The organism is Nocardiopsis algeriensis (assembly GCF_014203695.1).
Lineage (GTDB): Bacteria > Actinomycetota > Actinomycetes > Streptosporangiales > Streptosporangiaceae > Nocardiopsis > Nocardiopsis algeriensis.
The window spans coordinates 173586-195465 of record NZ_JACHJO010000010.1; the positions used below are offsets into that span (position 1 = coordinate 173586).

General features: G+C 72.0%; 21 protein-coding genes. 1 reads left to right on the forward strand and 20 read right to left on the reverse strand.

The window, feature by feature from the left end; all coding sequences use genetic code 11:
- The first annotated feature begins 111 nt into the window (after positions 1-111).
- Entirely contained in the window at positions 112-984 is an 873-nt protein-coding gene (locus FHS13_RS17145; protein ID WP_184292938.1) for an alpha/beta fold hydrolase, read from the forward strand.
- A 56-nt stretch (positions 985-1040) separates the two neighbouring features.
- Here the strand turns inward: FHS13_RS17145 and FHS13_RS17150 are convergent, their stop codons facing one another.
- The 20 genes from FHS13_RS17150 to FHS13_RS17245 all read right to left on the reverse strand — a co-directional run bounded on the left by FHS13_RS17150 (position 1041) and on the right by FHS13_RS17245 (position 21849).
- Positions 1041-1790, reverse strand: a complete 750-nt coding sequence (locus FHS13_RS17150) for a YebC/PmpR family DNA-binding transcriptional regulator (protein ID WP_184292939.1) — start codon at positions 1788-1790, stop codon at positions 1041-1043.
- Positions 1703-2392, reverse strand: a complete 690-nt coding sequence (gene pdxT, locus FHS13_RS17155) for a pyridoxal 5'-phosphate synthase glutaminase subunit PdxT (protein WP_184292940.1) — start codon at positions 2390-2392, stop codon at positions 1703-1705. The genes FHS13_RS17150 and pdxT overlap by 88 nt, the downstream gene beginning before the upstream one ends.
- A gap of 64 nt (positions 2393-2456) precedes the next feature.
- Positions 2457-3368: a pyridoxal 5'-phosphate synthase lyase subunit PdxS gene (pdxS, locus tag FHS13_RS17160; RefSeq protein ID WP_425491180.1), complete on the reverse strand. Its 912-nt coding sequence runs from the start codon at positions 3366-3368 to the stop codon at positions 2457-2459.
- Between the two features lie 217 nt (positions 3369-3585).
- Positions 3586-4125, reverse strand: coding sequence for a hypothetical protein (locus FHS13_RS17165; RefSeq protein WP_343065065.1), 540 nt, complete (start codon positions 4123-4125; stop codon positions 3586-3588).
- 2 nt (positions 4126-4127) lie between these two features.
- A complete protein-coding gene (locus FHS13_RS17170; protein ID WP_343065066.1) occupies positions 4128-5330 on the reverse strand; it encodes a glycosyltransferase family 4 protein in 1203 nt (400 codons plus the stop codon).
- Positions 5331-5333: 3 nt separating this feature from the next.
- On the reverse strand, positions 5334-6290 hold the full coding sequence (locus tag FHS13_RS17175; RefSeq protein WP_184292942.1) for a phosphatidylinositol mannoside acyltransferase: 957 nt from the start codon (positions 6288-6290) through the stop codon (positions 5334-5336).
- Between the two features lie 39 nt (positions 6291-6329).
- Positions 6330-6956, reverse strand: a complete 627-nt coding sequence (gene pgsA / locus FHS13_RS17180) for a phosphatidylinositol phosphate synthase (RefSeq protein ID WP_184293014.1) — start codon at positions 6954-6956, stop codon at positions 6330-6332.
- Between the two features lie 128 nt (positions 6957-7084).
- Positions 7085-7669, reverse strand: coding sequence for an HIT family protein (locus FHS13_RS17185; RefSeq protein WP_184292943.1), 585 nt, complete (start codon positions 7667-7669; stop codon positions 7085-7087).
- Between the two features lie 220 nt (positions 7670-7889).
- Positions 7890-9569, reverse strand: coding sequence for a DUF885 domain-containing protein (locus FHS13_RS17190; protein ID WP_246405361.1), 1680 nt, complete (start codon positions 9567-9569; stop codon positions 7890-7892).
- Positions 9570-9657: 88 nt separating this feature from the next.
- Positions 9658-10254 (reverse strand): GTP-binding protein, encoded by a 597-nt coding sequence (locus FHS13_RS17195; RefSeq protein WP_017604594.1) that lies wholly within the window; start codon positions 10252-10254, stop codon positions 9658-9660.
- Between the two features lie 34 nt (positions 10255-10288).
- Positions 10289-10705 carry a DUF742 domain-containing protein gene (locus tag FHS13_RS17200; RefSeq protein ID WP_246405387.1) on the reverse strand — a complete coding sequence of 139 codons (417 nt, stop codon included), beginning with the start codon at positions 10703-10705 and terminating at the stop codon, positions 10289-10291.
- A 100-nt stretch (positions 10706-10805) separates the two neighbouring features.
- Positions 10806-11207, reverse strand: a complete 402-nt coding sequence (locus tag FHS13_RS17205) for a roadblock/LC7 domain-containing protein (RefSeq protein WP_184292944.1) — start codon at positions 11205-11207, stop codon at positions 10806-10808.
- A 231-nt stretch (positions 11208-11438) separates the two neighbouring features.
- A complete protein-coding gene (locus tag FHS13_RS17210; RefSeq protein ID WP_184292945.1) occupies positions 11439-14690 on the reverse strand; it encodes a nitrate- and nitrite sensing domain-containing protein in 3252 nt (1083 codons plus the stop codon).
- Between the two features lie 751 nt (positions 14691-15441).
- Positions 15442-16101 (reverse strand): hypothetical protein, encoded by a 660-nt coding sequence (locus FHS13_RS17215; RefSeq protein ID WP_184292946.1) that lies wholly within the window; start codon positions 16099-16101, stop codon positions 15442-15444.
- A gap of 49 nt (positions 16102-16150) precedes the next feature.
- Positions 16151-16375 carry a hypothetical protein gene (locus FHS13_RS17220; protein ID WP_184292947.1) on the reverse strand — a complete coding sequence of 75 codons (225 nt, stop codon included), beginning with the start codon at positions 16373-16375 and terminating at the stop codon, positions 16151-16153.
- A gap of 93 nt (positions 16376-16468) precedes the next feature.
- Positions 16469-17503 carry a substrate-binding domain-containing protein gene (locus FHS13_RS17225; protein ID WP_184292948.1) on the reverse strand — a complete coding sequence of 345 codons (1035 nt, stop codon included), beginning with the start codon at positions 17501-17503 and terminating at the stop codon, positions 16469-16471.
- A 143-nt stretch (positions 17504-17646) separates the two neighbouring features.
- Positions 17647-19044 carry a GH1 family beta-glucosidase gene (locus tag FHS13_RS17230; RefSeq protein WP_184292949.1) on the reverse strand — a complete coding sequence of 466 codons (1398 nt, stop codon included), beginning with the start codon at positions 19042-19044 and terminating at the stop codon, positions 17647-17649.
- Positions 19045-19213: 169 nt separating this feature from the next.
- Positions 19214-20101: a MetQ/NlpA family ABC transporter substrate-binding protein gene (locus FHS13_RS17235; RefSeq protein ID WP_184292950.1), complete on the reverse strand. Its 888-nt coding sequence runs from the start codon at positions 20099-20101 to the stop codon at positions 19214-19216.
- Positions 20102-20167: 66 nt separating this feature from the next.
- Positions 20168-20896 carry an ABC transporter permease subunit gene (locus FHS13_RS17240; protein ID WP_184292951.1) on the reverse strand — a complete coding sequence of 243 codons (729 nt, stop codon included), beginning with the start codon at positions 20894-20896 and terminating at the stop codon, positions 20168-20170.
- Positions 20893-21849: an ATP-binding cassette domain-containing protein gene (locus FHS13_RS17245; RefSeq protein WP_184293017.1), complete on the reverse strand. Its 957-nt coding sequence runs from the start codon at positions 21847-21849 to the stop codon at positions 20893-20895. The genes FHS13_RS17240 and FHS13_RS17245 overlap by 4 nt, the downstream gene beginning before the upstream one ends.
- Positions 21850-21880: the final 31 nt, after the last annotated feature.

Consider the following 21880-nt stretch of genomic DNA (forward strand, 5'->3'; position numbering starts at 1 on the left):
CCCGCCTGCCGGTGCCCCCCTGGGGTACCGGCCCTTTCGGTGCCCGACCCGCACCTCTTCCAGCGTCCCCGGCCCGGCCGGGGGCGTCCCTGTTTTCCAAGAAGGTGAACGATGCCGACGCTGTCCCCCGCCCGTGTCTACCGGTCCGATGCCGGTGAGATCGCGGTGCGTTCGTGGTGCGAGCAGGAACTGGGCCGTGCCCGTGACCTGAGCTCGCTGGGCGCGGTGGTGGCCGACGGCCGCCCCACGCGCGTCCACACCATGCCGGGCGGCCCCGCGACGCCGGTCCTGCTGCTGTCCGGCGCCTTCCTGGGATCGGCGAACCTGATCGGGGCCGCGCGCGTGCTCGCCGCCGACCGGCCCGTGCTCATGGCCGACCTTCCCGGGCTGCCGGGCACGAGCGACTCCCGTCGGCCCTCCCGTCCGATCGGCTACGGGGACTGGCTCGACGCCCTCTTACCCCTGGTCACGTCCGATCCCGTGATCGTGCTCGGACACTCCACCGGTGCGGCCGCCGCCCTGACCGCCCTGCCCTCGCCGCTCGTGGCGGGAATGCTCCTGGTCAACCCGGCGGGCCTGGCCGCTCCCGCCTCGGACGCCGAGTACATGCGCGCCTCCCTGGCCTGGCGGATCTCGCCCACCTGGCGGGCCGGGTCCCGCCTGCTCGACACGCTGAGCGCGCCCCGTCCCGCCGGCTCGGGCTCCCATCCGCTCACGGGATGGGCCACGCTGGTGGGCCGCCACTGCCGCTCCTGCCCGGTCCCGGGTCTGCTGCGCGGCGAGGACTTCCGCGACTGGACGGGCAAGCCGGTGGTCGTGGCCACAGGCGCCCACGACCGCCTCATGACACCGGCGCTGCTGGGCAGCCCCGCGCGCCGGCTCCTGGGCACGGACGTGCACGTGATCGAGGACGCCGGGCACCTGGCCCCCTACGAGGCGCCCGAGCGCGTACGCGACCTGCTGCGCGAGGTGGACCGCGGATGAGAACGCCGGCGGCCGCACCCCGGGGGGGTGCGGCCGCCGGCGCCGACGCGGACGGGTCAGCCGATCTCGGCCAGGACCTCGTCGGGGATGTCGGCGTTGGTGTAGACGTTCTGCACGTCGTCGGAGTCCTCCAGCGCGTCGACCACGCGCATGACCTTCTTGGCGGTCTCGGCGTCCACCGGAACCTCCATGGTCGGCAGCCAGCTGGAGTCGGCCGACTCGTAGTCGATGCCCGCCTCCTGCAGCGCGGTGCGGACCGGGACCAGGTCGGTGGCCTCGCAGACGATCTCGAAGGCCTCGCCGATGTCCTCGACCTCCTCGGCGCCCGCCTCCAGGACCGCCAGGGTGACGTCGTCCTCGCTCGTGCCCTCCTTGGGCACGATGACGACGCCCTTGCGGTTGAACAGGTAGGACACCGAGCCGGCGTCGGCCATGCTGCCGCCGTTGCGGGAGACCGCCACACGCACCTCGGAGGCGGCGCGGTTGCGGTTGTCGGTCAGGCACTCCACCAGCAGCGCCACACCACCGGGGGCGTAGCCCTCGTACATGATGGTCTCCCAGGCGGCGCCGCCGGCCTCCTCACCCGAACCGCGCTTGCGGGCGCGCTCGATGTTGTCGAGCGGCACCGAGTTCTTCTTCGCCTTCTGGATGGCGTCGTAGAGCGTCGGGTTGCCCTCGGGGTCACCTCCCCCGGTGCGGGCTGCCACCTCGACGTTCTTTACCAGCTTGGCGAAGAGCTTGCCTCGCTTGGCGTCGATGACGGCCTTCTTGTGCTTGGTGGTGGCCCACTTGGAGTGGCCGGCCATGGGAGTCCTTTCACGATGTCGACGAAAAGTCGGTGGATGCGCGCGTCTCCGGTGAGTTCGGGATGGAAGGAGGTGGCCATCAGGCCGCCCTGCCGTACGGCGACGATCCTACCGGCCCCGTCACCGCCCGGAACGCGGCCGAGGACGGAGACACCCGGCCCGACCTCCTCCACCCAGGGGGCCCGGATGAACAGCGCGTCGAAGGCGCCGCCCTCCAGGCCGTCGATGGGAACGGCCGCCTCGAACGACGCACTCTGGCGGCCGAAGGCGTTGCGGCGCACCGTCATGTCGATCCCGCCGACGGTCCGCTGCCCGTCGGCACCTCCCAGGATACGGTCGGCGAGCATGACCATCCCGGCGCAGGTTCCGTAGGCGGGCATCCCGGCGCGGACGCGCTCCCGCAGCGGCTCCAGCAGGCCCTGCCGGACGGCAATCCGGGACATGGCGGTGGACTCGCCGCCGGGGATCACGAGGGCGTCGACCGCGTCGAGGTGCCCGGGGGACACCACCTCGGCGGTGCGCACTTCCAACTCCTCCAGGACGCGCATGTGCTCGGCGACGTCGCCCTGCAGGGCCAGTACGCCGATGGTGGGTCGGGTCATCCGCATCTCGCTCGGGTCGGTCCGTGAAAGGGCGGAGCGGCGGGTCAGGGCCGCCCGGGTGGCGCTACCAGCCGCGGCCCGCGTAGCGCGGGCTCTCGGGGAGCTCGTCCAGGTTGATGCCGACCATGGCCTCGCCCAGGCCGCGGGACACTCGGGCGAGGACGGCGGGGTCGTCGTGGTGGAGGGTGGCCTGCACGATGGCCTCGGCACGCTTGGCGGGGTCACCGGACTTGAAGATGCCCGACCCCACGAAGACGCTCTCGGCACCGAGTTGGCGCATGAGCGCGGCATCGGCGGGGGTGGCCACGCCGCCGGCGGAGAACAGCGGGACGGGGAGCCTGCCCAGCTGGGCGACCTCCTTGACGATCTCGTAGGGGGCGCGCAGCTCCTTGGCGGCGCCGAACAGCTCGGCCTCGTCCAGGGTGCTCAGGCGCCGGATCCCCGCGCGGATGGAGCGCATGTGCCGGGTCGCCTCGACCACGTTGCCGGTACCGGCCTCGCCCTTGGAGCGGATCATCGCCGCCCCCTCGGCAATGCGGCGCAGTGCCTCGCCCAGTTCGGTGGCCCCGCACACGAAGGGAACGGTGAAGGCCCACTTGTCGATGTGGTGCACCTCGTCGGCGGGGGTGAGGACCTCCGACTCGTCGACGAAGTCGACACCCAGGGACTCCAGGATCTGGGCCTCGACGAAGTGGCCGATGCGGACCTTGGCCATGACGGGGATCGAGACCGCGTCGATGATGCCGTCGATCATGTCGGGGTCGGACATGCGGGCGACGCCTCCGTCGCGGCGGATGTCGGCGGGGACGCGCTCCAGCGCCATGACGGCGACGGCGCCGGCGTCCTCGGCGATCCTGGCCTGCTCGGGCGTGACGACGTCCATGATGACGCCGTTCTTGAGCTGTTCGGCCATGCCCCGCTTGACACGCTGGGTACCGACGGCGGCGTCGGAAGTGGTGTTGTCGGCCACGGTGATGGACTCCTGTCCCGCTGGGTGCTTCCGGTGGCGGCGGTCCCGGGCCGGCGGCCGAGGCCGTACGCGCGAGGGGTGCGCGGACGCCGTCGGCTCAGCGCACCCGGGGTCTACCGGGCCACCATGCTAGTTCCCGCCCTTTCGGGACTTTCGGCCAGACCGGTGTTCCCCGGGGCGGGCCTGTCGCTGCGCGGTCCGACACGGTCCGCGCAGCGCTTCCTCACGAGGCCTCGGAGCGCGCCGGGGCAACAGGGGCGCGGGGCGGCTGGTCGTCGATCTCGTAGAAGTCGGGAAGAGGCGCTCCGCCCGCCAGCCGCAGCAGCCGCACGGTCCGGGAGCGGCGGGCCCGGCGGGTGTCGGCGACGGCGTCGTTGTAGAAGGTGCGGGCCATGTGCAGGGACCTGGCCGTGTCTCCGGCCGCGGCCACCAGGGCGCGCCGGCGGGGGGTGCTGCTCCCGGCGCTTCCGGCAGCGGCACGGCGCAGCGCACGCGAGAGCCTGCTCTCGGCCAGGTCGCCGTCGGCACCGGCGAGCGTCTCCTCGACCGCGGCCGCCAGTTCCCGGCCCGCCTCGGGGCCGAGCGCCTCCGCCAGGTCGCGGGCGGCCCGGCGGCGGCGTTCCAGGGCGGTCTCCAGCGCGGTCCGGGACAGCTCGACCCTCTGGTGCAGCCGGTGCAGCCGGGTGGCCCTCCACCACAGGTAGACCCCGTAGAGCAGCAGGGCCGGAAGGAGCACGAAGGCGGAGGACAAGGCGGAGGACACCGTCAGACACCCCTCCTCGTACCGAGCCCGGGCAGGGCCCCGGTCCGCAGGCCCGGGTCCAGGCGGACGCCGGCCGGGCGTCCGTGCCGGATGCCGTCCCACAGCAGGACCGTCTCGTAGACGCGGACGACGTCGGCGGCGACGGTCTCCCAGTCGTAGGCGCGTACGGCCCGGGAAGCGGCCCGCGACAGCTCGGCGCGCCGAGCGGGGTCGTCCAGCAGGTCGGCCGCCTGCGCCGCCAGGTCGGCGGCGTCGCCGGCGGCGAAGAGCCGGCCGGCGCGGCCTCCGTCCAGGACGGCGGTGAAGGCGGGGATGTCGCTGGCCAGGACCGCGGCCCCGGCCGCCATCGCCTCGGCCACGACGATGCCGAAGCTCTCCCCGCCCAGGTTGGGGGCGCAGAAGACGTCGGCGGAGTGGTAGGCGCGCACCCTGTCGGCGTCGTCGAGGCGGCCCAGGAGCGAGATCCGTTCCCTGAGTCCCTCGGGGACGGCCGAGAGCGCGGGTCCGGGATCTCCGGGGCCGGCCACCAGCAGCCGCAGCCCCGGGCGGCGGGGTGCCAGGAGCGTGAACGCCTCCAGGAGGAGGGCCAGGCCCTTGCGGGGCTCGTCCAGCCGCCCCAGGAAGCCGATGGATCCGCCCTCCCCGGGCCAGCCGGGCAGCGGCTCGGCCTCGGCGAAGGAGCGTACCGACACCCCGTTGGGGATGAGGACGGCATCGCCTCCCATGTGCTCGACCAGGGTCCGGCGGGCCGCCTCGGACACCGCGATACGGGCGTCGAACTTCTCCAGGGCCGAGCGCAGCGCCCTCGATCCGGCCGCCATCGCCCGCGACCGCGGGTTGGAGGTGTGGAAGGTCGCCACCATCGGGCCGTCGGCGGCCCAGCAGGACAGCAGCGAGACGCTGGGCGCCGCGGGCTCGTGGACGTGCAGGACGTCGAACCCGCCCTCGGCGATCCAGCGGCGCACGCGGGCGGCGGTGCGCGGCCCGAAGCTGAGCCGGGCGACCGACCCGTTGTAGGGCACGGGGATCGGCCGCCCCGCCGGGACGAGGTGGTCGGGAACCGGTGCGGTGCCGCCGAAGGGCGCGAGGACGGACACCTCGTGGCCCATGCCGGTGAGGGCCTCGGCGAGGTCACCGACGTGCTGCTGGACCCCGCCGGGCACGTCCCAGGCATAGGGGCAGACCAGACCGACCCGGATACCCACGGCTCACACCCGCCCGTGGTCCGGGGAACCCGGCTCCGCGGCTTCCTCCCGTCCGCGCAGGCGGGCCCGGTCCTCCTCGATGTCGCGGCTGAACACCGGCTGGAGCATGTGCCAGTCCTCGGGATGCTCGGCGATGGCCCCCTCGAACACGCGCACGAGCTGCTGCGTGGTGCGCAGGATCCGCTCGGAGCGCGTGGCGCCGTCGGCGACGGGGATCTCGTCGTGGATCCGGATGTTCCAGTACGGGCCGTCGTACCAGAGGGAGACCGGCATGAGGGCGGCACCGGTGTTCAGGGCCAGGGCTGCCGGCCCCGGGGGCACGCGCGCCGGCTCGCCGAAGAGGTCGACCTCGATCCCGGCGCCGTGGATGTCCCGGTCGGCGAGCAGGCACACCAGCCCGCCTGCGCGCAGGCGCCGCGACAGCGTCCTGACGGTGTCGGTGGAGCCGCCGGTCAGCGGCAGCACCTCCATCCCCAGGGAGGCGCGGTAGGAGGTGAACCGCTGGTAGAGGCTCTCGGGCCGCAACCGCTGGGCGACCGTGGTCAGCGGAGTCCCGCGCAGGGTGATCCACGCCCCGGCGTGGTCCCAGTTGCCCATGTGCGGCAGGGCGGCGATCACGCCGCGCCCGTCGCGGACGTGCTTCTCCAGGACCTCCTCGCCGCTGGAGCGGGTGCGGCCGAGGATGTACTCCCGGTCCATGGCCGGCAGTCGGAACATCTCGTAGAAGTAGCGCATGTAGGAGCGCATGCCCGCGCGGGACAGGGCGCGCAGTTCGGCGTCGGTGGCGGCGGGCCCGACCAGGCGGCGCAGGTTGCGCTCCAGGCCGCGCGTACCGCTGTCATGGGCGCGCCACGAGCGGTCCGCGATGTGCCGGAACACCGCCCTGCCCGCACCCTCGGGTGCACGGCGGACCGCCGCCCATCCGGCGGCGTAGGCCAGTGCGGCTGTGCGTTCGTCCACGTCGTGTCCCGACTCCTCGTCCGTCTCGTGTGCCTGTCGTCAGTTCTCCGCCGCGGGCTCGTCGACCCCCGGGCCGTCGGCCGTGGCGACCTCGTCCAGGCGGGCGCGGGTCTCCAGGAGCCTCTGGAGGACGGTCACCAGGTTCATCGCGGCGAGCACCCACAGGCCTCCGGCCAGGATGTAGGGAACCCCGAGCTCGCCAAGGCCGACGGAGACCAGGAGCACCACCAGGCGTTCGGTGCGCTCGGCAACGCCCACGTCGCAGTTGACACCCAGTCCCTCGGCGCGGGCCTTGAGGTAGGACACCATGAAACCGCTGACGAGGCAGAACAGGGTGAGCCCGGCGAGGAGGGGATCCTCCCCTCCGCTGACGAACCACCACATGAGCCCTGCCAGGATCGCGGCGTCGGCGATGCGGTCGAGGCTGGAATCGAGGAAGGCACCGAAGGCGCTGGCGCGGTCACTCGCGCGGGCGACGGCTCCGTCGAGCATGTCGAAGAGCACGAAGACGGTGACGACCACCGACCCCGCGTACAGCTCTCCCCGGGGGTAGAAGTAGAGGGCGCCGGCCACGACTCCGACCGTGCCGATGACGGTGACGGCGTTGGGCGTCAGTCCGATCCGGGCCAGGCTCCTGCCGAGCGGAGCGGTGACCCGGGAGACCAGGGGGCGAAGAGTTCTCAGCATGGCTTCTTGTGATCGTAGGACGGGACCGGCCGCGGTGGTGGGAGCCGCGCCCGGAGGAATGCCTGTGGTGCGAACGAACGGCGAGGGTCGGGGGTTCCGGCCGCCGGTCAGCCCGTCGGCCAGTGCTCGGCCACTCTGGCCCTGGTCTGCTCCAGGAGCTCGGGCAGCACCTTGGTGCGGCCGATGACCGGCATGAAGTTGGCGTCGCCGCCCCAGCGCGGGACCACGTGCTGGTGCAGATGCGCGGCGATGCCGGCGCCCGCCGCGTCGCCCAGGTTCATCCCCACGTTGAAGCCCTGGGGGCCGTAGGCGGCGGCCAGCGCGCGGATCGCGGCCTGGGTGAGCGCGGCGACCTCCGCGGTCTCGGTGGCGTCCAGGTCGGTGTAGGAGGACACGTGGCGATAGGGGCACACCAGGAGGTGGCCGCTGTTGTAGGGGTAGAGGTTGAGCAGCACGAAGGCGCTCTCGCCGCGGACGACCACGAGGCCCTCCGGGTCCTCCAGGCCGGGGGCCCGGCAGAACGGGCAGTCGTCCTGCGCCCGGACTCCGGTGGGCCTGTCCTCCCCTTCGACATAGGCCATCCGGTGGGGTGTCCACAGACGCTCCAGCCCGTCGGGGGTCCCGACCACCGCCCGGGGGAGGTGCGGTCGGCCGGCCTGTCCCCCGCCCGCCCCGTTCTCGGCACCGATCATGGCCCGTCCGTTCCCGTCGCCCGCCCTGTCCCCTCAAGCATAGAAGCGCCCCGCCGTACCCGCGCCGGACACCGCGTACCGGGACGGGTGTCCGCCGGACAGACCCCAGGTGTCCCCGGCACACGCATCGACGGCGCCCACCCCACCCCCGCGGGCCGCCTCCCTCGCCACAACCCCCGTGGGCGGTCCGGTCCGTGTTCTACGGTCCACACAACAGGGCCTAGAGGCCCAGGAGGGTGCGCAGATGGCGCGGCGGCGGGGAGCCGTGGGCGAGCATCGCGTCGTGGCGCTCGCGTTCGCCCAGGGAGGGCCGGGCCTCGGCCAGGTCACGGGCGATGTCGGCGACCTCGACGGCTCCCACGTAGTAGGTGGACAGCTGGGCGCTGGTCAACTGGGCGCGGCGCCACTTGCCCGCCGCCTCCCCCTCCTCCTGGTGGCCGCGTCCGGTGAGCAGGGCGACGGCCTCGGTCTCGGTCAGGTCGCCGGCGTGCAGACGCACGTCCAGGACGGCGTTGAGGACGACGCGCAGGCGGGTCTTGAGCTGGAACAGGCGCAGCCGCAGGTTCTCGCGGGGGTTCTCGGACCAGCCGTGGCGGGCCATGAGCTCCTCTGCGTGGACCGCCCAGCCCTCGGTGAACGTCCCGCTGGACAGGACCCGCCCGACCCGGGTCCCGCCGCTGTGGCGGGCCGCGTGGGCGAGCTGGAGCGCATGTCCCGGCAGGGCCTCGTGAACCATGAGGTTGCGCAGCATGTGGGAGTTGTACTCGCGGAAGAAGGAGTCGCGGCGCTCGGCGGGCCAGTCTTCGGGAGGCGGCGCCACGGCGATCAGGGTGTCCTGGCCGTACGCCCGGGGGCCGAGCGGCCCGGGCGGGTCGCAGTAGGCGACGGCGACGCCGCGCCTGGCCTCGGGCATGGGGATGATCCGTACCGGGTCGTCGTGCACGGTGACCAGGTCCAGTTCCCGTACGCGGCGGTCCAGGGCGGTGAGGGCGTCGGCGCAGACCTGGCGGACGGTGTCCGGGCCGGTGGCGCCCTCCCTGGCCAGCCGGTCCAGGACCTCTGCCGCCTGGCCCGGGCGGCGGGGCCCGCCCTCGTACTCGGCGGCGGCCTCGGCGAGGGCCTCCTCTGTGGCGATCAGGTCGCTCTCCGCGCGGACCAGCAGGGAGGCCGGGGACAGCTCGGAGTCGAGGGTGTACCACAGCTGGGCGGCGTAGGTGCGCTCACCGAGGCGGGGGTCGGCGGTCGCCCCCGGCAGCTGCCCGCGCAGCCAGGCCCCGTACTCCTCGACGGCGGCCAGGGCAGCCAGGCGCGCGCTCTCCAGGACACCGGGGGCGGAGGGCTCTCCGGCGGCGAGCGCGGGCAGCGTGTCGGCCAGGAGGGTGCGGGCCCCGTCGATCTGGGCCAGGGCCGTCTCGACGTGCACGCGGGGCATGCCGGGGCCGTCCGCCAGGCGGGCACGCGCGTTGGCCAGGTGGTCCGGAAGTGCGGAGCAGCGCGCCGCCAGGGCACGCAGCCGCTCGGGCATCGGCAGGGTGTCGCGCTCCAGGAGCGCGTACACGGCCTCGCCCGGCGAGTACAGAAGGGGGTCCCACGACTGCGGGCGCAGCTCGGAGACGCGCCACAGGTCGGCGCTCACCCGGGTGCGCAGCACCTCGAGGTCGACGCGGTCCCCCTCGGGAAGGAGGTCGTCGTCGATGTCGTCGAGGGAGGCCAGGGCGTCACCGAGCATCCCCGCCCGGCGCACGTCCGCCTCCGGGGAGCGGTCCGTCAGGCGTGAGGCCCCGCGGGCGTCGCCGAGGTCCAGGGCCCACTCCGGGGAATCGTCGAGAAGCGCGTCGATCACCCGTTCGGCCACCTCGCGGAAGCGGCGGGTCATGTCGGTCCGGGAGGAAGAGCTCATCCCGCCATGATGCCAGCACGGACGCCCGGTTCCCGCAGTGCGGGAACCGGGCCGTGCTTTGTGCGGGACCCCGGCCCGGAACCGGATCCTAGCGCCAGGAGTTCTGGCCTCCGGTGGAGGTGGGCTGCTGTCCTGCGGCGCCCTCGGGGTCCCCCACCGTAATGGCGTGCTCGACGAGGGTGATGAGCGTCGACTTGGTGGAGGCCCGGTCACGGGCGTCCACCTGGACGATCGGGATCTCCGGGCTCAGCGTGAGAGCGTCCCGGACCTCGTCCGCGGCGTGCGGGTAGTACCCGTCGAACCCGTTGATCGCCACGATGAAGGGCAGACGCGCCTCTTCGAAGTAGTCGATCGCGGGGAAGCAGTCCGCGAGACGGCGGGTGTCGACCAGGACCACGGCGCCGATGGCGCCTTTGACCAGGTCGTCCCACATGAACCAGAACCGGTGCTGACCGGGGGTACCGAACAGGTACAGGATCAGGTCCGAGTCGAGGGAGACACGGCCGAAGTCCATCGCGACGGTCGTGGTCTGCTTGTCCGGCGTCTTGGCGAGGTCGTCGACCCCGACGCTGGCGCTGGTCATGACCGCCTCGGTGGTCAGCGGCACGATCTCGGAGACAGAGCCAACGAATGTCGTCTTTCCGACACCGAAGCCCCCCGCGACGACGATCTTGACAGATGTCATCGCGTTGCCCCCAGCACCGCCTTCCTCGGCTGGGCTAGAGCTTGCGAAGTCCACTGAGCACCCTTTCAAGCAGGTTGGTGTTCGGGCGGGCGTCGTTGTTGAGCGAAGACCTGATTTGGACCAGTCCCTGCTCGGACATGTCCGCCACAAGCACCCGCGCCACACCGAGCGGCATCCGCAGAAGCGCGGAGATCTCCGCCACGGAACGCCATTCCCGGCACAGGTCACTGATCGCCTGCCATTCGGGCGTCAGCGTCCCTGACTCGTTTCGGGCCGCCGGGGTCGCCGAGATCAGAGCTTCCAGGGGAAGCTGCGACTTCGGCTTGGTACGGCCCTTGGTCACCGCGTAGGGGCGGACCAGAGAACTGGGCGCGCTACCTGCCGCGGAACGTTGATCGTACGGTTGTTGGATTGGTCGGGGAACATCTCCGCCGCCCGGAAGCGCCGGCATCCCCCCGGTGGGGGGACCGCCCGGCTGCTGTCCGAACCACGAGGCGCTCCCGGCATCTCTACTGTGAGGTGCCACCACTTCCTCCTGTCGGTGTGGTGGATCAGTGGATTCCCGAGGTGCGGGCCGCTGGTGTCAGCGCCCGCCCCGCCCGCTCGACGAGCAGGGTCATCTCGTACGCGACCAGGCCGAGGTCGCTCTCCGCCGCCGCCAGTACCGCCAGGCAGGAGCCGTCGCTGATGGCCATGATGAGCATCAGCCCCCGCTCCATCTCCACGACGGTCTGCGCGACCGCGCCGCCCTCGAACACCCGGGCCGCGCCCTGCGTGAGGCTGGACAGACCGGAGGCGATGGCCGCCAGCTGGTCGGCCCGGTCCGTGGGGAACCCCGCGGAGGACGCCAGGGGAAGGCCGTCCGAGGAGACGACGATCGCATGCGCGACATCGGGAACCCGATCGGCAAAGTCAGTGATCAACCAGTTGAGCTCATTGATCTGTCGACTCATCTGATCTCCTGTCCAAGTTCACCGGCTGGTCTTTCGGCACTGCTACCGCCGGCACGGCATGTGACAGCACTGCCTCTGCGAACTGCCCGGTCCCCCTCATGGCGACCGGGAATCTGGTGCTCCGCTCTCGTCATGCGACGGGTGTGGCGCGTCCGAGAAGCTCGGTAGATGCTATTGCATCCCGCGCCCAGGGATAAGGGGGACCCTGTCCCACCGGTTTCCACTGAGATCTCACTCCTCCGTCGAGCCTTCGCCAAGCCTGCTGCGGCCTTCCCTGACGCCCTTCTGGAACCCGGAGAACCGGTTGCGGACGCGGTCCGCGCTGCGCACGGGCATCTGCTTGAAGTTCTCCGGCTTGGGGGCGGTCCCCGGCACAAGGTTTGCCTTGGGAACTCGTTTTGGCAAGCCCGAGGTGGTCAGGCCGCCGGCGGTGGGCTCCACCACGGAGCGCGCCGCCTTCCAGCCGCGGTCGGCGGCGGAGTTCCACTCCGACTCCGAGGCGGCGGAGGTGCGGGAGCTCTGCTGCGGCTCGGGGCGCTGGGCCTCCGGACGCTGCTTCGGCTCCGGGGAGACCTGCTTGATCGGGCCGGTCTCGGTGGTGTCCACGGTGGGGCTGCCGCTGCGCCGCTTGAACCAGTTGGACTCGATCGCGTCGAAGATCGGCAGCGAGTCGTTGTCCTCACCCGCCGGGCTCGGCGGGACGACCGTGTTGCTCGGTCCCTGGGCCGCGCCGTAGCGGCGCGAGAGGTAGGCGGTGGAGCCGTAGCCCTCGCGGGTCTCTCCCAGACCCGAGCGCCAGTTGCCCGCGCTGCCGCCCGTACCGCCGGTGCTGTCGGAGGCGTTGCCCGCCACCGGACGCTCCGGCTTGCGGGAGTCGGTACCCCAGCTGTCGGAGGACGACGGGGAGACGGCCGGGAAGGTCTCGGTCTCGTCCCCGCGGTAGGCGTCGCCGCCGGAGAGGACGTCCGAGGAGGAGTCGCGGCCGGACTCCGAGCCGCCGAAGGCGTCGTCGGCCCCGACCGGGCGGCGGAACGCCCCCGTTTCGGTGGTGGGACGGCGGAACGCTCCCGTGTCCGAGGTCCGGCTGAAGGAGCCGGTGTCGGAGGGACGGCTGAAGGAACCGGTGTCCGAGGTCCGGCTGAAGGAGCCGGTGTCGGTGGAGCGCTCGGCGGGGCGGTCGAAGAGCGACCCGCCGCTGTCCTGGCGCGGGGCCGGGTCGAAGAGGCTCCGACCGGTGCTCTCCTGCTGCTCCTCCTGGGAGTCGTAGGAGTCGGCGACCGGGGAGGGGCCGGCGGACGGGCGCTCGGGCTTGTCCCACACCGAGGTGGAGCCGGAGGAGCCGCTGCTCCACAGGTCCTGGCCGCTGGGCGGGTGCTCGTCGGCGCGCGAGGTTCCGGGGTTGCGCTTGGGTAGGCCGCTCATGTCGCCCACGCCGCCCTCCTGGCTCTGCCAGGGGTCGGAGGGGTCGGCCGGAGCCGAGCTGGAGGCGAAGGCCGCCTCGGCGTCGGCGTAGGTGGAGGGTCCGCCGGAGGCCAGCTCCAGGCGGCTGTCGGCACCGCCCAGCGCGTGCTGGCCCTCGACCGGGGTGATGAGCAGGTCCGGGGGCACGATGGCGACCGCGGTGGTGCCGCCGCCGTGCGCCTCCTTCAGGTTGACCTTGATGCCGTGGCGGTGGGCCAGGCGCGAGACCACGAAGAGGCCCATGCGGCGCGAGACCGCGACGTCGATGACCGGCGGCGAGGCCAGGCGGGCGTTGATCGCCGCCAGGTCCTCGGCGGCCATGCCGATACCGCTGTCGGTGATCTCGACCTGGACGCTGCCGTTGTCGAGGGCCTTGGCGCTGACCAGCACCTCGGTGTCGTGCGGGGAGAACGAGGTGGCGTTCTCCACCAGCTCGGCGACGAGGTGGATGACGTCGTTGACCGGGCGGCCGAGCACCGAGATGTGGGAGGGGGCGCGCACGTTGACGCGCTCGTACTGCTCGACCTCGGAGACGGCGCCGCGGAGGACGTCGACCAGCGGGACGGGCTGGGCCCACTTGCGGGTGTTGTCCTGGCCGGAGAGGACCAGGAGGTTCTCGTTGTTGCGGCGCATACGCGTCGCGAGGTGGTCCAGCTGGAACAGGTCGGAGAGGCGGTCCGAGTCCTGCTCGGACTGCTCCAGACCGTCGATGAGGCGCAGCTGCCGTTCCACCAGGGTCTGGCTTCGGCGGGACAGGTTGACGAACATCGCGTTGACGTTGCTGCGCAGCGCGGCCTCGTCGGAGGCCAGCGTGAGGGCGACGCGGTGGACGTCGTCGAAGGCGTGCGCCACCTCGCTGATCTCGTCGTTGGTGTCGACCTCGATCGGGGTGATCTTGACCTGGTCCGGGACCGCTCCCTCCTCCTGCATCCGGGCGATGGCGTCCGGCAGGTCGCGCTCGGCGACGCGGCGGGCACCGTCCTCCAGGGTGCGCAGGGGGCGCACCAGGGAGCGGACCACGAGGGAGGTGAGCAGGAAGACGGCCAGGAGGACGGCCGCGACGACGACGAGGTCGATGAGGGCGCGGACCAGAGCGGCACCGCGCAGGTCCTCGGCCTCGGCCGCGATGCCCTCGGCGATCTGCTCCTCGACCGTCTGGAGGCGTTCCAGGGCCGTGTCGGCGACCTTCTGGTAGTCCTCGGGACCGTCGTTGGAGGTGACGCCGCTCAGGTCGGCGTCCCGCTCCGCGCGGTACATGACGCGCATGCGCATCGTGGAGACCTGGCTGACCTCGAGACCGGTGAAGTGGGTGTCGAAGATCGTCCGCTGCTCCGGCGACGCGGACTCCACGAAGTTGGAGATCTCGTTGTCGTAGCGCGCGCGGCTGGAGTCGATGGCCTCGGAGATACCGCCGGTCATGGTGTTGCGGACCAGGGCGTGGCTCATGAGGGCGGTCTCGTAGGACAGCTGGTCACGGGCGTTGGACAGCGCGTCGAGGGTGTTCACGCTCTCGCGCAGGTCCGGGTCGTCGGTCGCGTCGGCGATCGTCTGGTTGAACTCGGCGAGCGAGCGCGTGACCGTGCGGTACTTGGTGACGACCGGAAGGACCGTGATGCGGGTCTCGTCGACCTCGGTGCGCAGCGCCTCCAAGGTGCTGAGCTGGGTACGCACGCTCTGGAGCCGGCTGTTGGCCAGGTCGCCGTCGACCTCGCCCAGGTCGTCCAGACGTGCGGTGAGGGACTGCTGGAGGCTGCGGCTCTCGGACCGCTCCTCCTCCAGTGTCTGCCTCAGTTCGTCCGAGCGCCGGGTGGGGTCGGCGTCGTCGGAGATGTAGATGGCGCTGGCGCTGCGCTCACGACCGAGCTGGTTGGCCAGCTTCACGATGAGGACGCCGACCTCGGCACGGTCCTGGATCTGGGAGTGGGTGACCGTGGAGACCGAAGCCTCGTAGACCCGTAGACCGCCGAGCGCGAGCGCGACGGCAGTGGGGATGACGATGAGTGCCACCAGTCGGGAACGCACCCGCCAGTTACGTGGCCGCCACCAGTCGGGTCTGCGCTGAGGCGTGGCATCGGCGTGTTCGGCCTGCGCTGCCTCGCTCTGCGCGCTGGCCCCGTTTTTTGTCGCTCGTGTCGACACGGACCCTCGCAACCTTTCGTGTCACCGCTGGGAACGGCTGTCGGTACCCAGGAACGATCGCTTCGGGCCGCGGGGACCCGTAGAAGCGGTGCGCCACCGGGCCGCCTGGCAGAGAAGCGGTGGGAGTGTGGGGAATGTGAAGACTGTCCGCCGGACTCGCCTGGGAAGAGAAGAGCCGCCCACCCGACGAAACATTCCAGCGGGTGCGCGTGCGGTGCATAGCGTATCAATGGGTGCGAAGGGTTCGCTTCGGTCCATCGGCGGAGCACCGGCAGGATCATCCTCGCCCGCCCTGCCCCATAGTGCCTACCTTGTCAGCATTATGACCAATTTTCCTGGTCAGGTACAGGGACCGAAATCCCGTCCGGGAGGTAGGTAACTTTTTGAGCACACGATCGGTGCCCCACCACGGCCCCTCCGACACGGGATTGTGATCCTACGTATACGCAGGTCCCGGGGAAGAGGAGGAAGGGATGCTCGCACGGCACCTCCGCAGGCACTCTCCGTGATGACCGAAAAGCGGGGCGCTCCGGCCGGGCAGAACCGCGGTGACTCTTGTTTCGGACACCGCCTTCCCCCGGCCCGAAACGGGGCCCGCCCCGGGTCTCCGGGTTCCCGCGACCCCCGCGACACCTCAGACCTGTGATCCGACCCTGACCTCGAACGAGCCCAGTTCCCCCGCGTCCACGAACAACTCGTCCCCCTGCTCCAGCGGCGGAGTGGCCACCGGGAGCAGGGCGCGCACCTCGCCCGGCCCGGGGGCCAGCCACGAATGCGCGAGGTCGACCGTGCCGCGCCCCAGCTCCCGCTCGTCGTCCTCGGCTCCGACCGGCAGCGGGCCCGACACCTCGTCGGCGGTGGTCAGGACCGGCCCCAGGCACAGCTGGAGGGGGCGGCCCCCGCCGTCCAGCCACAGGCAGGCGGGTGTGTAGGCGGCGGTCCCGTCCGCTCCTCCGACCGCGGCCGCGCCCACACGGGCCGAGCGGGTCCCGGCCGGGACCGGGTCGTCCACGGCGCGTACCAGTCCGGGGGCGATCTCCCACGCGTCGTCACCCGAGCGGACCGGTACCGGCAGTGCGGGAGACACGGGCGCGCACATCCGCGCCTCGGGTTCGACGATGATCTCCACCGGCTCCGCGACCGCCCGGTCGAACGCCTCGGCCAGCGCGTCGCCGCCGGCGGCCACCAGGTCGGCCAGTGCCCTGCGGTCCGGGCTGCCGAGCACGTCGCCGTCGTCCAGGGCCCCGGCGCGCTCGCCGCCGCCGCTCGGGGACAGGTAGGTCACCCAGCGCATCGTCGTCCTCCCTCGTTCGGAGCGGGAGCGGGAAGGCCCCGCACACACCTCAGAGGGCGGCGACCGGGCTGTGCTCCTTGCCCGTGCCCGCGCAACCGCGGCAGGGTTCGTCGACCCTGAGCCAGACGATCACCCCGCTGCCGTCCCGGTGCGGCCGCTCGGGACGCCACCAGCCGGTTCCCGAGCAGAAGCGGCACTCCATGCCGTCCCTGTCGCACCAGGTGCACGAAGAGATCGCACACCGCGTGTGCGTCGGTTCCCGCATCGGCTCCATGCGCCCCCACCGTCTCCCGCGAATCGCGACCAGATTCGCACATGCACGTGCACACGTCCACCCGGGGGCCCGTGTTCGGGAGGGGCGGCCGGATCAGGCCGACTCGCGCACCACCAGCCCGGTCTCCAGGATGACCGTCTCGGAGTCGGAGGTGCGCGGAATGGCGACGTCCACGAGCAGGCGGGCCATCTCCCGCCCCATCTGGACCGTGGGCTGGTGGACGGTGGTGAGGGCGGGATCGCTGTGCCGGGCCATGATCGTGTCGTCGTAGCCGACCAGGGCGACGTCCTCGGGCACCCGCAGGCCGCGGGACCGCAGGACGCGCAGGCCGCCGATGGCCATCATGTCGGAGGCGGCGAAGACGGCGTCGGGGCGGGATCCTCCGTCCAGCAACTCCTCCATGGCCCGGGCGCCGCCCTCGGAGCTGAAGTCACCCTGGACGACGAGGCGCTCGTCGAAGCCGATCCCGGCCTCCTCCAGCACCTTCCGGTAACCGCGCAGGCGCTCCACCCCGGCGTTCATGTCGAGGGGGCCGGTGATGGTCGCCACCCGCCGGCGGCCGCTCTCCAGCAGGTAGCGGACCGCCTCCTCGGCACCGCCGGCGTTGTCCGTGTCCACGCAGTAGGGGGCGGGCTGGTCGGGCGAGTGGGGCCGGCCTCCGTGCACGACCGGCACGCCGGCCGCCGACAGCCGGGCGGAGAGCGGGTCGTCGCTGTGCAGCGAGACCAGCAGCGCGCCGTCGACGTGGAACCCGGTGAGGTAGTCGCCGACCCTCTTGTGCTCGCTCTCCCCCCGGGCGGTGGTGAGCATGAGCTGGAGGTCGCGCTCGTGCAGCACCGAGCTGACGCCGCGGATGATGTCGGCGAAGAACGGGTCGGCGAACAGCCGGTCACGGGGTTCGGAGACCACCAGGGCGATCGTGTCGGTACGGCGGGTGACGAGGGTGCGCGCGGCCTGGTTGGGGCTGTAGCCCAGCTCGGCGATCGCGTTGTGCACGGCCTCCCTGGTGCGCGGGCTCACCTGGGCGGATCCGTTGATCACCCGGGAGACGGTACCGCGGCCGACTCCGGCGCGCTCCGCCACCATCTCCAGGGTCGGGCGCTGCCGACCGCCTCCGTTCTTGGCCACTTCTGGTCTCCCTCTGGGAAGTCGTGTTCCGCCGCGCCGGCACTCCTCCGGAAGCGGCGGTGGAATCGACGGGCCACACCCCCGCCGCGACGGCGCGGGGCGCCCCGGAGGGACGCCCCGACCGTCGGTGCAGAAGGGTGTGTCTAGCGCTCCGGGAACCGTCCCGTCGCGGCCAGCTGGGAGTACCAGAGCCCGCTGTCCTTGACCGTGCGGACCTGGCTCTCGTAGTCCACGTGCACGATCCCGAACCGGCGGGAGTATCCCCATGCCCACTCGAAATTATCCAGAAGCGACCACGCGAAGTACCCGCGCAGCGGCACACCCGACAGCAGGGCCTCCTTTGCGGCCCGCAGGTGGCCCTCGTAGTAGTCGAGGCGGTCGGTGTCGTGGACGCGCCCCTCGGGGGTGACGGTGTCCTCGAAGGCGCAGCCGTTCTCGGTGACGTAGATGTCGATGCCGCCGCTCTCGGCGGCCATCCTCGTCAGGACGTCGTACATGCCGGTGGGGTCGATCTCCCAGCCCATGTGGGTGACGGGCAGGCCCTGGGAGACGTGGACCTCCTCGGGCTCGGCGCCCAGCCAGGCACCGCCCTCGCCGCTGACCAGCGCCGGGTCCAGGCCCTTGGCGGAGGCGGCCACGAACTCGGGCGAGTAGTAGTTGATGCCCAGGAAGTCCAGCGGCGCGGAGATGGTCTCCAGGTCCCCCTCCCGGACGAAGGAGAAGTCGCTGATCTCGGCGAGGTCGGCCACGACGTCGGCCGGGTAGCGGCCCTTGAACAGGGGGTCGGTGAAGATGCGGTTGCGCACCCCGTCGGCCCTGCGCGCGGCGCGCGCGTCGGCGGCGCTGGGGCCGTGGGGGCGGATGACCGCCTGGTTGTGGGCGAGGCCGACCCGGGCGGGGTGCCCGGTGGAGCGCAGCGCCTCGACCGCCAGGCCGTGGCCCAGGAGCAGGTGGTGGGTCGCGGCCAGGGCGGCGGCCGGGTCCTGGTGGCCGGGCGCGTGGTGGCCGTCGTAGTAGCCCAGGAAGGCCGAGCACCAGGGCTCGTTGATGGTCATCCAGTCGTTGACGCGGTCGCCGAGGGCCTCGGCCACCACGCGCGCGTACTCCTGGAAGCGGTAGGCGGTGTCGCGGGCGGGCCAGCCGCCGGCGTCCTCCAGGGGCTGGGGCAGGTCCCAGTGGTAGAGGGTGGCCCAGGGCCGGATCCCGGCCTCGAGCAGTGTGTCCACGAGGCGGTCGTAGAAGTCGATGCCGGCCTGGTTGACCTTGCCGCTGCCCTCGGGGAGGATCCGGGGCCAGGCGATCGAGAAGCGGTAGGCGTCGAGGTTGAGGCTCTTCATGAGCTCGACGTCCTCGGCGTAGCGGTTGTAGTGGTCGTCGGCGGGGTCACCGGTGTCGCCGCCGAGGACCTTGCCGGGGGTCTCGGCGAAGGTGTCCCAGATACTGCGGCCGCGGCCGTCCGCCGTGGTCGCGCCTTCGATCTGGAACGAGGCGGTCGCCGCCCCCCAGAGGAAGCCCTCAGGGAAATCGTTGCGGTTGCTCACTGCTTCGGTAGCACCTTCCAGGACGAGGGGGAATCTTTATGGGAGCGCTCCCATAAAAGAAGCAGAGAAGCACCCCGGGTGTCAATCGGCTCGGTGTACCCCGAAACCCAACCGTTACGACTCCGGAACGGGCGGCCCTGCCGCCGGGCCGCCCGTCGGGAAGAACCGGCTACTCCCCCGGCCGCGCGGACGGAGGAGCGCCTTCCGGGCCCCCGAGGGGAATGACCACTCCCTCCCAGCGCTCCTCCATGAAGCGCTGGACCTCCGCGCTGTGCAGCAGCTCGTCCAGGCGGACGACGTCCTCGGCCTCCGCGTCCTCCGAGCGCACCACCAGGCCGTTCGCGTACGGGTTGTCCTCGGTCTCCTCCCAGGCCAGCACGTCCGCCGACGAGGGCAGGTCCGCCTCCAGGGCGTAGTTGCCGTTGACCACGGCGGCGTCCAGGTCCTCGAGCGAACGCGGCAGCTGGGCCGCCTCCACCGGTGTGACGGTGATGCCGAGCGGGTTCTCCTCCACGTCGTCCTCCGTGGGCGAGTCCCCCGCGTCCTCGGCCAGCACGACCAGGCCGGACTCGGCCAGCAGGTTCAGCGCCCGCCCCATGTTCGAGGCGTCGTTGGGGACCCCGATCTCCGCTCCCTCCGGCAGATCGTCCAGTTCCGCGGCGGTACGGGAGTACAGCCCGAACGCCTCCAGGTGCACGTCCGACACGTAGGTGAGATCGGCACCGGTGTTGCCCTCGAGGTACTCCTCCAGGAACGGCGCCGTCTGGTAGTAGTTGGCGTCCAGCTCCCCCTCGGCCAGGGCCGCGTTGGGCTGGTTGTAGTCGGTGTACTCCACGATCTCCAGCCGCAGACCCGCGTCCTCGGCCATGTTCTCCGCGACGAACTCCAGGATCTCGGCGTGGGGGGTCGGCGTGGCACCCACGCGCAGCGGGGTGAGCCCGTCCTCCCCGGTCCCCTCGCCCGCCCGCTCGCTGGGACTGCCGCACGCCGCCAGCAGGACCGCCGCGCCCGTCACAGCGGCGGCCCGCGCCGCGCGCACCCTCGTTCTCCCTGTCATCCCTGTCTCCTTCCGGTTCGGTCTCGGACGGCATCGGCGGGGTGGGGGGAGGGAGGAGGGGGTCAGTCAGCGGCGGGAGAGCCTGCGCACCAGCAGGTCGCCCAGGCTCTGGACGGCCTGCACGATGACCACGAGCAGGATGACGGTGGCCCACAGGTAGTGGTCGTTGAAGCGCTGGTAGCCCTCGCGGATGGCCAGGTCGCCCAGTCCCCCGCCGCCGATGGCGCCGGCCATCGCCGAGTAGGAGATGAGGGTGACCACGGTCATGACCAGGCTCGCGATGAGCCCGGGCAGCGCCTCGGGGAGCATCACCTTGCCCACGATGGTGGCGCGGCGGGTGCCCATGGCGTGCGCGGCCTCGATCACGCCGCGGTCCACCTCGCGCAGGGCCGTCTCCACCAGGCGCGCGAAGAAGGGGATGGCGCCGATGCTCAGCGGGACGATCGCGGCGGTCGGCCCCAGGGTGGTGCCGACCAGGAACCGCGTCAGCGACAGCACGGCCACCATCAGCACGATGAAGGGAAGCGAGCGGCCGATGTTGACGATCGCGCCCAGCACCGCCCGGACGGCGGGGGCCGGAGTGAGTCCGCCCTTGTCGGTGGTGACCAGCAGCACGCCCAGCGGCAGGCCGACCAGGAGGCTGACGAGGGTCGCCCACACCACCATGTAGACGGTGTCCAGGGTGGACAGCCACAGGTCGGGCCACATGTTCGGCCACTCGCGGAGGAAGTCGGTGACGGCGCCCACGGGTCCGGCCCCGGCGGCAAGGAGGAGATCGGCAGGGAGGGTGTTCACTTTCCGACCTCCTCGACCAGCAGGCCGCTGGTGGACAGGTAGCTGAGGGCCTCGGCCCGGCGGTCGCCGCGGATGGCCACGCCCAGGCGGCCGACCGACTGGCCGGCGACCTGCTCCACGCCGCCGCCGAGGATGTTGACGTCCACGTCGAAGCGGCGGGTGAGCTCGGACATGACCGGCATGTCGAAGGAGCGCGGGTAGGTCACGACCACCGTGTCGGATCCGCCGAGTTCGGGCAGGGGGAAGAGCGAGCGCGCCAGCAGGGAGCCGGGGGTGCCGATGAGGTCCAGCACCCGGCCCGACTCCAGGAAGGCGCCGTCCTCCATGATCGCGGCGGAGTCGCAGATCTTCTTGATCACGTCCATCTCGTGGGTGATCAGCAGGATGGTCAGGCCCAGCTCGTCGCGCAGCCTGCGCAGCAGGGACAGGATGGAGTCGGTGGTGGCGGGGTCGAGCGCGGAGGTGGCCTCGTCGCTCAGCAGCACCTTGGGGCGTGAGGCCAGGGCACGGGCGATGCCGACCCGCTGCTTCTGGCCGCCGGAGAGCTGCGAGGGGTAGGCGCGGGCCTTGTCGGCCAGGCCGACCAGCTCCAGGAGCTCTCCCACGCGCGCACGGCGTTCGGCGCGCCCGACCCCGGAGACCTCCAGGGGGAAGCCGACGTTGCCCGCGACGGTGCGCGAGGACAGCAGCGCGAAGTGCTGGTGGACCATACCGATGCCGCGGCGGGCGGCGCGCAGCCGGGCACCGCGCAGGGCGGTGAGCTCCTCGCCGTCCACGGTGACGGTGCCCGTGTCGGGGCGCTCCAGGAGGTTGACGGAGCGCAGGAGGGTGCTCTTGCCCGCACCGCTCTGACCCACGACCCCGAAGATCTCACCGGGTTCCACGCGCAGGTCGACCCCGCGCAACGCGGCCACCCGGCTCTTCTTCAACCTGTAGACCTTGTGCAGGCCCACTGCGTCAATCACGGTCTTCCCATCGACGTCT